Genomic DNA, 14,379 nt, shown 5'->3' with positions numbered 1-14,379 from the left:
CTCGTCGCGCAGCTGCTGCTCGGCGTCGGCGGGCGGCCGTGGCGGCGCCCGCCGGCACGCCGAACGAACCGGTGCGGGTCATGGACTGCAGCCACCCGCACTCGAACAAGGACAGCGGTGAGGGCAGGACGACCGTGGATCTGCGTTACCGGACCGGCCCGCACACCAGCTGCACCGCGCTGGGTCTGGCCGTCAAGGGCACGCTGATCTACTACCACTGCTGGACGTTCGGCACGGAGGTGAAGCCCGGCACGAGCACCTGGACCTGGGGTCGGGTCGCAGGCACGCAGAAGCAGGGCTGGTTCTACGACGGGTACCTCAGCGACGGCGGAGCGACGAAGCGGTGCTGAGCTGAACTGATCGACCGTGGTGCCGGGCGCCGGCACCACGGTCGTTCATCGGCGCTTTTGGCCCCAGGTGCAGACGAACTCGTAGTGCCAGGCTCGGAACCGCGGATCGAGCATGAGGTCGCGGTACCGCGCCAGTTCTTCCCTGGTGATCCCGGCGTCCAGCAACTGGATCTCCAACTGTGCCACGTAGTTGAGGTTGAGCAGGCATCCGGTGGTGTTGCCCTCGGTGGTCCGCGCGTGCGACAGGCTGTGCAGATTCATCATCCCCGCTTCGGACAGGTGCCGATGGACGTCGTGCGCCCACGTGAAGGAGACGGCCTGGGCCACGGTGTTGTGGCCGATGTCCTGCACGCGGTCGTACAGCCGCTCATCGGCGGCGCTCGGTGCGGACAGCACGCCGCGCGGGCGGTCGCTGAACTCGCCGATCAGCAGCCAGCCGCCCGGCGCGAGTGCGTCGACCAGCCTCTGGAGGATCTCCGCGCGGTTGGGCAGGTGCAGGAGCAGCAGACGGGCGTGGATGAGCTGGAACGGCCCGTCGACCGGCAGGCCGTCGTTGACGTCGTGCCGGTGGACCTCGATGCCGGGGCGCTCCGCGAGGTGGCTGGTGTCCAGGTCGACCGCGACGACGGTGCCTGTCGGGGTGACGCGGTCGGCGAGCCAGCGGGTGATCGAACCGCCGCCCGCGCCCAGGTCCAGGCACCGCCAGCCCTGCTCGACACCGATCTCGGCGAGGCAGGCCGTGGTGGTGGGGTCCAGCAGTTCCTCCAGGTAGCCCATCTGCAGTCCACCCAATTGGAACCCGTGTCGAGCAGGTACTTCGGTGTGTTTTCGACTGTCATGGCACCACCCTGCGATCCCGCGCTTTCCCCGCGCTTACGTCGCCGCTCCCCTAACCTGGACTCCGCGCCGACTCGGGGAGGTGACGGCGCGGTGCGGTTCGACGTGCTCGGTCCGCTGCGGATGCACCGCGGCGGTGAAGTGGTCACGGTCTCCGGGACGTTGCGCAGGAGCCTGCTGGCCATGCTGCTCGCACGCGCGAACGAACCGGTGTCCGCGGATGTACTGCGTGAGGCGCTGTGGGGCGAGCGGGGCAGCGCCCAACGGCTCCAGGTGCAGGTGCACCGGTTGCGCGCGACGCTCGACGATCCCGATCGGCTGTCGTTCGGCCCGAACGGCTACTGCCTGCACGTGCCACCCGATGATCTCGACGCCCATCGGTTCGAGGCGCTGCTCGACCAGGCGGACGGGGCGGATCCGGAGCTGATCCGACAGGCTCTCGGTTTGTGGCGCGGTACGCCGTATCAGGGCGTGAACGTTCTCGAGCTGGTCGGCGAGGTCCACCGGCTCTCTGAGCGCAGGCTGGCTGCGGTCGAGGACCTCTGCGCGGCCGAGCTGCGCCGCGGCCGGCACGCCGAGATCACCGCTGAGCTGACCGACCTCGTTCATCGGCATCCGTTGCGAGAACGGCTGCAGTGCCTGTTGATGACGGCGTTGTACCTGGGCGGCAGGCAGGCGGACGCGATCACGGTCTACCACCGGGCGCGGAAAGTGCTGGCCGACGAGCTCGGCCTCGACCCCGGTCCTGAGCTGCGCGCCGTGGAAAGCCGGATCCTTCAGGGTGAACCGGTCGAGCTCGGCGCACCGCCGCCGCCGTCGCGTTGCGTCCCGGCGCAGATCCCTCACGACGCTGCCGGGTTTGTCGGACGCGCGGCCGAGCTGGCCCGGCTGGACGAGATGCAGGGAAAGGCGCCGATCGCGGTGGTCGTGGGTACCGCGGGAGTGGGCAAGACGGCGATGACGATCAGGTGGGCGCATCGTGTGAAGGACCGTTTCCCGGACGGCCAGCTGTACGTCGACCTGCGCGGATACGGTCCGGACCAGCCGTTGTCACCGGAGGACGCGCTCGCCGGCTTTCTGCGTGCTTTCGGGGTGGACGGCGCCGCCATCCCGCAGGAGCCGGCCGAACGTGCCGCGCGGTTCCGTTCCGAGGTCGACGGGCGCAGGGTGCTGGTCCTGCTCGACAACGCGCGTTCCGCCGCCCAGGTGCGCCCCCTGCTGCCCGGCTCGTCTGGTTGCCTGGTCGTGGTCACCAGCCGTGACTCGCTCGCGGGACTGGTCGTCCGGGAGGGTGCCCACCGCGTACGGCTCGACCGCATGACGGTCGGCGACGCCCGCCTGCTGCTCACCGAACGACTTGGCGGCCGCTGCGCCGGCGAGTCCGAAGCCGCACAGCTGATCGAACGCTGCGCCCGCCTGCCGCTCGCTCTGCGCATCGCCGCGGAACGGATCCGCGAACACCCGCACAACATGGCAGCACTCGTCGCCGAACTCGCCGACGAACAGGCACGGCTCGATCTGCTCGACAGCGGCGACGACCCGGACACGTCCGTGCGCGCGGTGTTCTACGCGTCCTACCGCGGCCTGAGCCCTGATGCGGCACGCCTGTTCCGCATGTTCGGTGTGCACCCCGGATGTGACGTGGACGCGTACTCCCTCGCCGCGCTCGCCGGCACCGATCTGCGGACCACGCGGCGCCTGCTGGACACGCTCGTGCGCGCGAACCTCGTCGACGAGACCACCGAACAGCGTTACCTGCAGCATGATCTCCTCGCCACCTACGCGGCCGAGCTCACCCGGGCCACCGACACCCCGGCCGAACGCACCTCCGCGTTGCGACGGCTGCTCGACCACTACCTGCACACCGCGGCACGGGCCGTCCGGTTCATCGCGCCGACCGAGGTCGACCACACCGGTCCCCCTGCTACCCCGGCGCCGGAGCTGCAGACCTACGACGCCGCGGTGCGCTGGCTCGACGCCGAACGAGCCAACCTGATCCGCGCGGCCGAGGCCGCCGCACCGGAGCTGCCCGCCTACACCACGGGCCTGTCCAGGGTGCTGTCGTGGTACCTGGACATCGGCCTGTACCTCGACGAAGCCCAGCGCCTGCAAGGCAAAGCGCTCGAGACCGCCCGCGAGCACGGTGACCTCGTCGCCGAGGGCATCGCACTGCGCACCCTCGGCCTGGTGCGGCTGTGTGCGCACCGCTACGACGATGCGGAGCGGTACTTCGAGGAGTCCCTTGCCCTGCACGAGAAAACCGGCGCGCAGGTCTTCCGGGCGACCACGCTGCACCACCTCGGCGCCCTGTGCGGGTTCGTGGGGCGGGAGGAAGACGGGATCAGGCACCTGCTCCGGTCCTCCGCCCTGTTCCAGGAACTGGGTCACCCGGTGATGGCGCAACGCCCGTTGACCGCGCTGGGCCAGCTGCACCTGCGCCTGGGCAGGCCGGACCGCGCGCTGCCGCACCTGCGCCAGGCGTTCGCCATCACCGACGAGCACGACTACCCGCCTGGCAGGTTCCTGTCCTCCTACGGACTCGCCGGGGTCTACCGCGACACCGGCCGGTACAGCGACGCGCTCGACTGGGCCCATCTGGCCCTGGATCTCGTCCGCGGCCTGCGTTTCCCCAAACTCGAGGTCCTCGTCCTGTACCGGCTCGGCACGATCCACCTCCGCCTCGGCAACCACGAACAGTCCCGCGGACTCCACCACCAGGCGCTGGCGATCGCCAGGAACTTCTCCGACACACAGCTGGTTGCCACGGTGCTGAACGGGCTGGCCGAGACACACGCCGCAGCGGGAGCACCGGCCGAAGTCGTCCGCCACCACCACCTCGCCGCGCTGGCCGCGGCCAGCGACCTGGGTGCCCCGTACGAACAAGCCAGGGCCCACGCCGGCCTCGGCGACGTCCACCAGCGGCAAGGTGACCACGACAAGGCCGTCCAGCACTGGCAACGAGCGCTCACGACCTACCGCGCACTGCGGGCACCGAAGACCGCGGAGGTGCGGGAGAAGATCGCCGGCTGCCGAAGAAGCTCACCGAACGGCAAATGAACCCCGCAGCAGCCCAACGCGCAGTTCAGACCCGAGCAGCCGACTTTGGCACCCCCACAAGGTTTCGCCGAACTACGCTCGGATCGGAATCTCATCGAAACTCTCCGAACAGTTGCGGTCAGCGCGGATCCGAGGGAGCTACCGACGTGGTCGAGACGCACGACATCGTTCGCCCGCCTGCCGAGCTCAGTGCGGCCCTCGCGGCCATCGGCAGCGCAACGGCCAGCGCCGAGCTCAGCCGCATGGGCATCCGCAGCGCGTTCATCCGCGGCCCGGTTTCGGTGACCCCCGGCGTGCGCGTGGCCGGCCCGGCGCTGACGCTGCAGTTCCTGCCGAAGCGGGAGGACCTCTACCCCGTCGACGAGTACGCCGAGCCGGAGAAGCAGCTGCATCGGCACGTCATGTACCACGCCCAGCCCGGCGACATGATCGTCGTCGACGCGCGCGGCGACATGAGCAGCGGAGTGTTCGGCGAGATGATGCTGACCTACTTCAAGGGCCGCGGCGGCGCCGGCGTGGTGGTCGACGGGTGCCTGCGCGACATCGGCGAGGCCAAGCAGCTCGGCCTCGGGCTGTGGATCCGGGGCGCCACGCCGAACTTCCACGCCCAGACCGACATCGTCCCTGCTGCCGTCAACGTGCCGGTGGCGTGCGGTGGCACGCTCGTCGAGCCGGGCGACATCGTCGTCGCCGACGACGACGGTGCGGTCGTGGTGCCGATCAAGCTCGCACCCGCTCTGCTGGCTGTCGCTCAGGAGCACGCGGAATGGGAGGAGTTCTCCCGGATGCGGCTGGCCGAGGGCGGCGACCTGCGGCTGTACTACCCGCTGTCGGACGAGGCCCGGCCCGAGTACGAGCGGTGGCGTGCCGAGCAGGGCCCGGCCTGACCGACCCTCTCAGCTCCACAGCCGGTCGTGGCTCGTCTCCCCGTCCCAGTGCGTCGTCTCGGCGAAGAACACCGGATCGCGCGGGTCGAGGTGGCGGCGCAGCAGCTCCTCGTCGATGTCGCCGAACCCCAGTCCTGGCGTGTCCGGCACCGTGATGTGGCCGTTCTGGATCAGCGGGCGCGGCAGGTCGGTGACGAGGTCGCTCCAGAACTCCACCTCGGCCGCGTGGTGTTCGAGTGCGAGGAAGTTCTCCGTGGCGGCGGCCAGGTGCACGCACGCCATCGTCGCGATCGGCGACGCCGCCAGGTGCAGCGCCATCGCGACCCCGCGCTCCTGCGCGTAATCGCCGAGCCGCTTGGTCTCCGCGATCCCGCCCGCCGTCGCCGGGTCGGGGTGCACGACGCGGATGGCGCCGGCGTCGAGCAGCGGCCGGAAGCCGTCGAGCAGGTAGATGTCCTCCCCCGTGCACGTCGGGACGGCGACGGCCGCGGTGAGCTGGCGCCACTGGTCGGTCAGCTGCCACGGGATCAGGTCCTCGATCCACGCCAGTGTGAACTCCTCCAGCGCGCGGCCGATCCGGATGCAGGAGTCGAGGGCGATGTGGCCGAAGTGGTCGGCGGCGAGCGCGATGTCGTAGCCGACGACGGAGCGGACGACGTCCACATAGGACGCCAGGTGGTCGACGCCCTTCGCGGTGATCTGGATGCCGGTGAACGGATGCATCGTCGTCAGGTCCGCGCGGGCACCCGGCGGCGCGATCAGCGCTCCCGGCACGTCCCACAGCAGGTCGATGCCCACGTCCATCTTCAGCATCGTGAACCCGCGCTGCTTGCGGTCCAGCAGCCGGGCGCCCATCGCGTGCGGGTCCGGCAGCGACGGCGTGTCCGCGTAGCAGCGGATCTCGTCCCGGAACCGGCCGCCGATCAGCGCGTACGCGGGCACGCCGTACGCCTTGCCGGCGAGGTCCATCAGCGCCATCTCGACGCCGGAGACCCCGCCGCCCTGGCGGCCGTGGAACCCGAACTGCTTGATCTTGCGGAAGATCTTGTCGACGTTGCAGGGATTCTCACCGACGAGCCGGCTCTTGAGCATGAGCGCGTAGGTGGCGCTGGCCTGGTCGCGCACCTCCCCGTAGCCGACCAGGCCCTGGTTGGTGTCGATCCTGATGATCGACGAGCGGAACGGCACGCCGGTCACGTTGGCCACCCGCAGGTCGGTGATGCGCAGGTCGCTCGGCCGGGATGCCGTCGCGACGTGCTCCTCCGTGACCACCGGGGTCTCGCTCATCCCTTCACGGCCCCCGCGGTGAGGCCCTCGGTCAGGAACCGTTGCCCGAACGCGTACATGACCACGACCGGGATACTGATCAGCAGCGAGGCCGCGGCCAGCTGGCCCTGCGGCACGACGTCACCGAAGATCATCGACTGCATGCCGACGGGCAGCGTCTTGTAACCGTCCTTGGTGATGAACACGAAAGCGAACAGGAACTCGTTCCACGCGTTCGTGAGCGTGAACAGCGCGACCGCGAGCAGGCCCGGTTTGGCCAGCGGCAGCACGATCCGGATGAACGCCCCGAACCGCGTGCAGCCATCGACCAGCGCAGCCTCCTCGAGGTCGGCCGGGATCGACTTGAAGTAGCCGACGAGCAGCCACGTCGCGAACGGCAGGGTGAACGTGGGGTAGGCGAGCACGAGCGCCCACAACGAGTCGTTGAGCCCGATGCCACTCATCATCTGGTACAGCGGGATGAACAGCAGCGCGCCCGGCATCACGTAGGTGAGCAGGATCGTCACCGTGAAGCTCTCCGAACCCCGGAACTTCAGCCGCGCCAGCGCGTAGCCCGCCAGCGCCGCGCAGACCAGGGCGATCACGGTGGACGCCACCGACACCAGGATCGTGTTGACGTACCAGGTGCCGAACGCCCTGCCCGTGAACAGGTTGGTGAACTGCTCGGTGCTCCACGGGGTCGGCCAGAGGTCGTCGGTGCGCGCAACGATCTGGGAGTCGGACTTGAACGCCGTGACCGTCATCCAGTAGAGCGGGGCGAGCACGAAGCCCAGCAGACCCACGAGCGCGATCCCCGAGCCGGTGCCGCTGACCACGCGTGCGGCCAGCCGGCTGCCCGCGCGGCGAGCGTGGAGACGACTCGTCCGACGGCGGCCGCGAGCACCACGAACACGCCCAGCACGAGCGCGGCCTTCCACACGATGTGCGGCGACGCCCAGACCAGCACGAGCACCGATGCCGCGACGATCACCCACGGCATCGCCCTGCGCTGCGCGGGGGTCAGCCGCCTGCGCCCCAGGTCGCCCGTGCCCGGCAGGTCGCTGCGTCGCATCATCCGCACGAGGATCACCACGAGGATGCCGATGATCGGCAGCATCACGAGCGTGACCGCGGCGCCCGCGCCCAGCTGCAGCTGCTGGATGGCCTTCGAGTAGGCCACCATCACGTACGGGGCGGTGGCGTCCCCTGGTCCGCCCTGGGTCATCAGCCAGATCAGGTCGAAGTTGTTGAACGTCCAGATCGACGACAGCAACACCGTCACGATCATGACGTGGCGCAGGCCCGGCAGCGTGATGTGCTTGAAACGCTGCCACGGCGAGGCACCGTCCACAATGGCCGCCTCGTAGAGACCGCTGTCGATGGCCTTGAGCCCGGCGAGGAACGTCACCGTGAAGAACGGGATGCCCTTCCAGACGTTGACCAGGATGACCGCCGGCATCGCGAGCGCGGGATCGGACAGCCACTCCGCCGGCCACCTGTCGACCAGCCCGACCGCGGCGAGGGCAGGCCCTATCCCGGAGTCGGTGAGCAGGACGTTGACGCTGCCGAAGATCGGGTCGAACAACGACCGCCAGGTGAAGGCCGTGACGACCGTCGGCACCACCCACGGCAGCAGGATCACCCCGGCGATGATCGCCCGGCCGCGGCGCATGTGGTGCAGCATCAACGCCGCGATGAGACCGAGGGTCACCTTGAAGATCTCGGCGTACGCGGTGAAGACGAACGAGTTGAGCACGCCCTTGTGGAACACGGTGTCGCCGAGGAGGGCGGTGTAGTTGTCCAGCCCGACGAAGACCGTCTCCGCACCGTGGCGTTCCGTGGTGCTGGTGAAGATCGAGCTGACGATCGGGAACAGGATCAGGGCCGCGACCAGCAGCAGCGTCGGCCCGATGAACACCGCGGCGAGGCGCCAGTCGCGCCCGAACCGCCGCTGCGACGCGGTGAGCGAGGACGACCCGCTCGGCGCCGGACGGGCCGGCGCCGGACGCTCACGCAGGACGGTCACTGCTTGTAACCCTGCTGCTCGAAGACCTGGACGATCCGGGCGTGGGTCGAGGCGACGGCGTCGGCCGGCCGGGTGCCCTGGATGACCGACTGCATCATGTCGGTCAGCAGGTAGGCGGCGGTGGCGGCCTGGTCGCCGGGGCTCGGGGCCTGCGGGAACGACAAGCCGGTCTTGGTGGTCAGCGGAAGCTTCGTGCGGGTCTGCTCCCGCAGCGCGGGGAAGGCCGGGTCACCGGTGGTGTAGTACGGGTCGGAGTCCCACACCTTGTCCCACGAGGGGTTGACCAGGCACGGTGCTCCCTTCGCGACACCGAGCAGTGCGCTCCCGCTGACCATGAACTTCGCCACCAGCTTGGCGAGATCGGGGTTCTTCGCCCCCTTGAACACGACGAACGAGTTGGACTCGCCGAACGCGAGTGGCTTGTCGATCGCCGGTCCGGTGGCACCGTTGAACGGGTGGGTGTTGGCGTAGACCGGGTTGTTCTTGGTCTTCGAGTCGGCGTAGACGCTGAACTGGTTGAGCGTGAGCCCCAGGATCTGGGCCAGCCAGTTCTCGTTGTTGCTCGAGTCGGTCCAGCTGCCGATCCCCGGTGGCAGCATCGGCGTGTACTTCGGGTTCGTGTAGATGTCGCCGATGAACGTGACGGCGGCGACGGTCTCCGGCGAGTTGAACACCACCTTCGTGCCGGTGTTGTCCGCGATCGCCCCGCCGTAGGTGTTGATGACGTTCCCGATGAAGCCGTTGGCGTCGCCGGAGCGGTTCACCGTGAGACCCCAGCCGAAGCGCCGTTTCGCCGGGTCGGAGACCTCCAATGCGTTGTCGCGCAACTCTTCCCACGAGTAGTGGGGCTTGAGCGGGAGACCCTTCTCCTGGTACCAGTCCTTGCGCAGGTACATCGCGGACGCGATGAAGTGGTAGGGGATCGCGAACCACCGCCCGCCGAACACGCAGTAGTTGGTCGCCTCCGTCGCCGGCTCCCCGTAGAGCTTGCGCATCTCCTCGACCACGTCGGTGACGTCGGTGAGGGCGCCGAGGTTGTGCAGCTGGCCGACGAACCGCCGGTCGCTCACGAAGGCCAGGTCGCGGTTGGTGCCCGCCTTCACCTCTGCATCCATCTTCGCGACCATGTCGCCGGCGTCGCCGGAGACCAGGTCGTTGCGGACCGTGGTGCCGGTGGCCTGCGCGAACGCCTGCAGCGACCGGTCCAGCGCCTGGTTGGCGGCCTCCGCGTACAGCTTCTGCGAGAGCATCCCCACCGACCCGCCGCGCAGCGAGGCCGCCTGGTCGAGCAGCGCCTGGGGCACCTGGACGTCGACCTGCGGCGCGGCAGGGCCGCCCCCGCACCCGGCGAGACCGAGCACGCCCAGCGCGCTCATCCCGAGGAACGTGCGCCTAGATAAGTCCGTTTTCTCTTCCATGACCACTCCCCTCGCGTCCGGTCGAGCGGACGCGTGCCGACGGGGCGACGTTGCAACCGGCGGGACAGCGAGGCGAGCGCCGCGCTGCCGGGTCGTTCATGTGGCGAAGGAGGCCGAACTGCTGATGCGTTGTCCTGACAGCCCGTCGAACAGCCCGGTCTCCGGGATCGCGGGTGCTGCCATTCCTCGTCCGCCCTTGTCATCGGTCCGGATCTCGGTCGTGCGGTGAGGTCGTGCAATGCGCTAGCGCCGCCGGGCGGCCCGCTTGGTGTGCTTCCCCTTCTCCGCGAGGAGCGTGGAGTAGTTGTTGCTCAGGTGTCTGCGCATCGCCGCGCGGGCCCCTGCCGGGTCGCGCGCCACGAGCGCCTCGTAGATCTCTGTGTGCTCGGCGGTGGCACGGCGCAGCCCGGCCGGCGCCTCGTTGGTGACACGTCGGCTGGCCGTGCCGAGCCAGCGGGCGGAGTACATGATCCGGTCGAGGATGCGGTTGTCGGCCGCCCGGCAGATCTCCATGTGGAACTCGTGATCGACCTCGAGATAGGCGTTGGGGTCCCCCTCGAGCGCCGCCATGCGGTCGATCTCGCCCCTGAGCCGGTCCAGCGTCTCGTCGGTGACGCTGGCCGCTGCCATCGCGGCAAGTTCGGGCTCGAGCAGCACGCGCATCTGGTGCAGCTCCTGCAGCAGCTCGCCGACGATCTCCGCGGGCAGCCACTCGATCAGCAACGGGCTCAGGTAGTCCCACTCCGCGCGGGGGCGCACGACGACGCGGCGGCCCTGCGCGACGTCGACGATGTCGAGCGAGGCGAGGATCTTGAGCGTCTCCCGCGCCACCACGCGGGACACCCCGAACTCCCGGGAGATGTCGAGCTCCGACGGGGCCCGGCCGTCCTCGATGTCGCCGCTGACGATGCGCCGGGTCAGGTGTGCCGCCACCTGCACCGGCAGAGTCCGGACCTTGACAGCGTCCGGAGACTCTTGTCCCCTTTGCATGTCATCAGCTTATAGGACAAGTTGGACATTGCGACAGTCCGTTCATCTGCACGACCCAGCGGCGGGAGAGCAAATGCGGATCGTGAACGTCACGACGGCAGTGGTGGCCTACCACGGTGAGGCCACGCTGGTGCGGATCGACACCGACGAGGGCCTCAGCGGGTTCGGCGAGGCCAATCCCGACGCCGGCGCGGGCGCCGTCGTCGGAATGATCAACTTCCTGACGCCCCTCCTGATCGGCGAGGACCCGCGCAACGTCGAGCGGTGCTGGGAGAAACTGAGGCGCAACACGGTCTTCGCCGGCCCCCAGGGCGGGGTGTCCGTGATCGCCCTGTCCGGGATCGAGCTCGCGCTGTGGGACCTCGCGGGCAAGGCCGCGGGCCAGCCGGTCTACCGGCTGCTCTGCGGGAAGTTCCGCGACCGGATCCGCCTCTACGCCGACTGCGGCGACGGCGACGACCCGGCGGGCTCGATCGCCGGGTGCGTCGACCGAGCCCAGCGGATGGTCGCCGAAGGCTTCACCGCCATCAAGTTCGACATCGACAACCTGCACCACCCCGCCAAGTTCGACGCCTTCAACCACACGATCAACGCCGCCGAGCTGCGATCGATGGTCGAGCGCGTGGCAGCCGTCCGGGAAGCGATCGGACCGGACGTCGATCTGGCCATCGACCTGCACGCCCGCTACGACGTGCCGAGCGCATGCCGAATCTCGTGGGAGCTCGAGCCGTTCCACCTGATGTGGCTGGAGGAGCCGCTGCCGGCGGAGAACATCGACGCGCTGGTGCGGGTGCGCGCACAGACCCGCACGCCGATCTGCGCAGGCGAGAACCTCTACCTGCGATGGGGATTCCGCGAGCTGCTCGAACGCGGCGCCGTGGACGTCATCGAGCCGGACGTGCCGAAGTGCGGTGGCCTCGCCGAGGCCAAGAAGATCGCCAACCTCGCGGAGCTTCACTACATTCCCTTCGCACCGCACCTGGTGTCGACGCCGCTGGGCACGATGGCCACGTCGCACCAGTGCGGAGCGATCCCCAACTTCCTCGTCCAGGAATGGCACGCCCTCGAGGAGCGCGCGGTGTGGGACAGCTACGTCCACGCCCCCGACGGGAGCGGCTCGATCGTGAAGGACGGCTACATCACGCTTCCCGACACGCCCGGCATCGGCGTGGAGCTCGACATGGACGGCGTCCGGGCACACGCCGTCGCGGGCTACGGCGTGTTCGAGTAGCGGAGCCGATCACCCGGCTGCCCTGTCCGGCTTTCTCCGTCCGGATCGGGTGGCCGCTACTCGTCGGCGGACGCGGCGAAGACCCACACCGTGAGTGCGGGCTGTCCGACCAGTGCCCGAACGACGGAAAACCGATCTTCTTCACGAAACGAGGAACGCGTCGGCGTCCACGGGAACTCCGTCTCGGCCCTCCGGCCTCGGCCTGGTCTCACCGCGTGTAGATGCTCCAGCCAGATCCCAGCTGACCGTTGTTGATGACGTCGGCTCGCGTGGCGCCGCCGCCGATCGACACACCGTTGACTTCCAGCGCGTAGCTGATCACGCCCCACAGGGTCGCGCCGTAGTGGAAGACCCCACCGCTGTCCCCGCCGTGCACAGGCGCACCCTCCTCCTCGATGAGCCCTCGTTGCGGACGACCCTGTGAGTCCGTGTTGGACGCGTTCACCTTCGTCACGCGCGCGCATCCGGTTGAGCCGCTGGTCCGGCCGAAGCCGCACACCCACTCGTTGACCGCCGGGCTCGTTTCGACGCCGTCGGCATAACGCGGGTTGTCCCAGCCGTAGTAGAAGGTGCGGGTCGCCGTCAGGCCGCCCGTGGTGAACCTGGCGATGTCGTAGTTGGCCGCGCGGAACATCCGCGAGATGGTCGTTTGGCCACCCTGGGTCGGATGGTTGCGGTAGGTCCAGTACGAGCCCGCGTCGGCGCAGTGGCGTGCGCTGACGGTGCCCTTGCTGCCCGAGGTGTGGGTGACGTTGAAGGCGTTCGTGCACCCGGTACCGTTCCCGTCGATCAGCCCGCCACCGCGCAGGTAACCGTCGACGGGCCTCGTCCCGAGGTCGGCGACCGCTTCGACGTCGATCGCGATCTTCGGGTTGCGCGCCTGGGGAACGGCCGCACGGAACCGCGCTGCGTCGGCGAGTCCGTTGCGCGACTTCACCTTCATGGTGATGCGGCCGGTGTCGGCGTCGTACCAGCCCTTGACAGCCGCGGTCTCGGGGCGAGCGCCGAGCAGGTCGGTCGTGGCGTCGAGAACGCTCTTGAGCTCCTTCTCGGAGTACCCCCGGCCTCCGGTGAGGACGACCTCGACCGGCAGGGCGCGCGCCACATCCACGGCACCCCGCGGCACCGCACCCTTGAACCCGATGCGCACGCCCGCGCCGTCGTTGGTGATCTCGGAACCGGCGATCTCGTCGGGGAACCTCGCCGCGATCTTGTCGATCGCCCTGCTGACGGCGCCCTGGAAGCCGTACCGGCGGATGGCCTCCTGGTGCGTGATTCCGGCCGACTTCGCGATCTGGGCGAGGTCGACCACCTCGGCGTACGGCAGATCGTCGATCATGACGTCGGGGTCGATCACGGCACCGTCGACGACATCGCCGTCGGGGCGGTTGGTGCGGGTCTGAGGGTCCTCCGCCGCCCGCTTCGCCGCGTACGCCCGCACGGCCTCCAGGAGGGTGACCCGGTTTGCCGCCGCTTCCCGTCCCAGCATCTCCAGCAACGGCCGTTGCACTTTGGGCCGGGAGTTCAGCGGGAGAGTCACGGACTGCTCCGCAGGTACCGATGCGGACGCGGTGGAGATCACCGAGGTGCTCGCGGCGAGCACGGCGATCAGGACGGTGAGTCGATTTCTGGTTCTGTTCATGCCCGGCAACGTAGGGAGCTGATCTCGGACAGATCTTGAACGAATCTGGTTCAGCGAACCAGGCGCTCCCGCAGGCGTCGCACGGCCTCCGCGCCCCGGTGCTGCTCGCTGAACAACGAGAGCGCCTCTCGCCACGCCGCGTGCGCTTGTTCGGTACGGCCCGCGGCGGCACAGGTGTCTCCAAGTCGTTCCGAGGTGTCGGCGTAGTCATAGGTGTTGCCGACGTTCTCGTAGAGGACGAGAGCCTGTTCGTAGTGGCGGATCGAGTCGTCGTAACGACCCGCGCGGTGGGCGATGTAGCCGAGGCTGTCCAGGACGCGTGCCTCGCCATCAACGTCGTTGTGCTGCCGGGCGAGGTCGAACGCGGCCTCGCAGTACCGGCGGGCCTGTTCCAGGTCGTCAAGTTTGGCGGCGTACCAACCAGCCTGGTTGAGCGCGTGTGATTCGCGCATCGGACTGCCCGAGGTGCGCAGGATCGCCAACGCGCTGATGGCGTGGTGCAGCGCCTGCCTGTCGTCGCCTCGCTGTTCCCACATGAAGGCGAGTGATTGGTGGGCGTTGGCCTGACCGGGAGCGTCGTCCGCGTCTCTGCTGAGCGCCAGGGCGTGCTCGAGGTGAGCGGTCGCTTCGGTGAGCGCGCCGGTGCGGGCGAGGGCGGCGCCCAGGCGCCAGGCG

12 protein-coding genes are annotated in these 14,379 nt (G+C 69.2%); 4 read left to right on the top strand and 8 right to left on the bottom strand.

Annotated elements, in window-relative coordinates:
* The coding region (locus FXN61_RS38545) for an SH3 domain-containing protein (protein ID WP_167978846.1) at window positions 1-350 on the top strand (350 nt) is incomplete at its 5' end.
* A 45-nt stretch (window positions 351-395) separates the two neighbouring features.
* Here FXN61_RS38545 and FXN61_RS38540 read toward each other — a convergent pair.
* Window positions 396-1,127: a class I SAM-dependent methyltransferase gene (locus tag FXN61_RS38540; protein WP_167978845.1), complete on the bottom strand. Its 732-nt coding sequence runs from the start codon at window positions 1,125-1,127 to the stop codon at window positions 396-398.
* 153 nt (window positions 1,128-1,280) lie between these two features.
* Between FXN61_RS38540 and FXN61_RS38535 the strand changes: the two genes are divergently transcribed.
* Together FXN61_RS38535 and FXN61_RS38530 are read left to right on the top strand one after the other, a co-directional pair.
* Window positions 1,281-4,244 carry an AfsR/SARP family transcriptional regulator gene (locus FXN61_RS38535; protein WP_167978844.1) on the top strand — a complete coding sequence of 988 codons (2,964 nt, stop codon included), beginning with the start codon at window positions 1,281-1,283 and terminating at the stop codon, window positions 4,242-4,244.
* 146 nt (window positions 4,245-4,390) lie between these two features.
* Window positions 4,391-5,131, top strand: a complete 741-nt coding sequence (locus tag FXN61_RS38530; RefSeq protein WP_167978843.1) for a ribonuclease activity regulator RraA — start codon at window positions 4,391-4,393, stop codon at window positions 5,129-5,131.
* A 9-nt stretch (window positions 5,132-5,140) separates the two neighbouring features.
* Here the strand turns inward: FXN61_RS38530 and FXN61_RS38525 are convergent, their stop codons facing one another.
* The 5 genes from FXN61_RS38525 to FXN61_RS38510 all read right to left on the bottom strand — a co-directional run bounded on the left by FXN61_RS38525 (window position 5,141) and on the right by FXN61_RS38510 (window position 10,831).
* Window positions 5,141-6,418 (bottom strand): mandelate racemase/muconate lactonizing enzyme family protein, encoded by a 1,278-nt coding sequence (locus tag FXN61_RS38525; protein ID WP_167978842.1) that lies wholly within the window; start codon window positions 6,416-6,418, stop codon window positions 5,141-5,143.
* Entirely contained in the window at window positions 6,415-7,200 is a 786-nt protein-coding gene (locus FXN61_RS53385) for a carbohydrate ABC transporter permease (protein WP_312878331.1), read from the bottom strand. Before FXN61_RS53385 ends, FXN61_RS38525 begins: the two co-directional genes overlap by 4 nt.
* Complete coding sequence (locus FXN61_RS53380; protein WP_312878330.1) at window positions 7,158-8,423, bottom strand: carbohydrate ABC transporter permease; 1,266 nt, start codon at window positions 8,421-8,423, stop codon at window positions 7,158-7,160. The genes FXN61_RS53385 and FXN61_RS53380 overlap by 43 nt, the downstream gene beginning before the upstream one ends.
* Entirely contained in the window at window positions 8,420-9,799 is a 1,380-nt protein-coding gene (locus FXN61_RS38515) for an extracellular solute-binding protein (RefSeq protein WP_246292554.1), read from the bottom strand. Before FXN61_RS38515 ends, FXN61_RS53380 begins: the two co-directional genes overlap by 4 nt.
* Window positions 9,800-10,084: 285 nt before the next feature.
* Window positions 10,085-10,831 (bottom strand): FadR/GntR family transcriptional regulator, encoded by a 747-nt coding sequence (locus FXN61_RS38510; RefSeq protein WP_188135952.1) that lies wholly within the window; start codon window positions 10,829-10,831, stop codon window positions 10,085-10,087.
* Window positions 10,832-10,904: 73 nt separating this feature from the next.
* Between FXN61_RS38510 and FXN61_RS38505 the strand changes: the two genes are divergently transcribed.
* The gene (locus tag FXN61_RS38505; RefSeq protein ID WP_167978840.1) at window positions 10,905-12,062 is read left to right on the top strand and encodes a mandelate racemase/muconate lactonizing enzyme family protein; all 1,158 of its coding nucleotides are present in this window, start codon (window positions 10,905-10,907) and stop codon (window positions 12,060-12,062) included.
* A gap of 208 nt (window positions 12,063-12,270) precedes the next feature.
* On the opposite strand, the gene FXN61_RS38500 is transcribed toward FXN61_RS38505, so the two are convergent.
* Together FXN61_RS38500 and FXN61_RS38495 are read right to left on the bottom strand one after the other, a co-directional pair.
* Window positions 12,271-13,704 carry a S1 family peptidase gene (locus tag FXN61_RS38500; RefSeq protein WP_167978839.1) on the bottom strand — a complete coding sequence of 478 codons (1,434 nt, stop codon included), beginning with the start codon at window positions 13,702-13,704 and terminating at the stop codon, window positions 12,271-12,273.
* A 50-nt stretch (window positions 13,705-13,754) separates the two neighbouring features.
* Window positions 13,755-14,379: tetratricopeptide repeat protein (locus FXN61_RS38495; RefSeq protein WP_167978838.1), on the bottom strand; the 625-nt coding region annotated here is incomplete at its 5' end.

The sequence above is a fragment of the Lentzea indica genome (assembly GCF_012184385.1).
Lineage (GTDB): Bacteria > Actinomycetota > Actinomycetes > Mycobacteriales > Pseudonocardiaceae > Lentzea > Lentzea indica.
The sequence above is the reverse complement of the archived record's forward strand: the minus strand, read 5'-3'. Positions and strand labels throughout refer to the sequence as shown.

Excerpts from the sequence above, each read along its gene's own strand:
- FXN61_RS38500 (WP_167978839.1), bottom strand. The coding sequence starts at position 13,704 with ATGAACAGAACCAGAAATCGACTCACCGTCCTGATCGCCGTGCTCGCC.
- FXN61_RS38515 (WP_246292554.1), bottom strand. The coding sequence starts at position 9,799 with ATGAGCGCGCTGGGCGTGCTCGGTCTCGCCGGGTGCGGGGGCGGCCCT.
- FXN61_RS38525 (WP_167978842.1), bottom strand. The coding sequence starts at position 6,418 with ATGAGCGAGACCCCGGTGGTCACGGAGGAGCACGTCGCGACGGCATCC.
- FXN61_RS38505 (WP_167978840.1), top strand. The coding sequence starts at position 10,905 with ATGCGGATCGTGAACGTCACGACGGCAGTGGTGGCCTACCACGGTGAG.
- FXN61_RS38510 (WP_188135952.1), bottom strand. The coding sequence starts at position 10,831 with ATGCAAAGGGGACAAGAGTCTCCGGACGCTGTCAAGGTCCGGACTCTG.
- FXN61_RS38540 (WP_167978845.1), bottom strand. The coding sequence starts at position 1,127 with ATGGGCTACCTGGAGGAACTGCTGGACCCCACCACCACGGCCTGCCTC.